Origin of the sequence: Methanococcoides sp. NM1, assembly GCF_900774285.1 — an archaeon.
Classification (GTDB): Archaea; Halobacteriota; Methanosarcinia; order Methanosarcinales; family Methanosarcinaceae; genus Methanococcoides; species Methanococcoides vulcani.
On the sequence record NZ_CAAGTW010000042.1, the window covers coordinates 1 to 233 of the forward strand.

The 233-nt window shown below is 45.5% G+C and carries 1 protein-coding gene; it reads left to right on the forward strand.

The annotated features are described in order from the left end of the window. Positions 1-233, forward strand: a 233-nt coding sequence (locus tag E7X56_RS11910; RefSeq protein ID WP_210409282.1) for a hypothetical protein, incomplete at both ends; no start/stop codon positions are given.

Sequence of the window (233 nt, forward strand, 5' to 3'; positions counted from 1 at the left end):
CCAATGTCAGTGATCCTGACAGTTCCTATGTAGCAACCGGTCTTGATGAAGCTACCATCTACCAGATCAGTACAAGAACTGTGGATACTGACGGTAATATCAACATTACCTGGATAAATGATACTGCAACCACCCTGGACCTTACTGCACCGGCCAGTGTAACCAGCCTGGACGAATCAAGTGTTAGTGGTAGTTCAATAACATGGAACTGGACTAATCCTGCTGATCCAGAT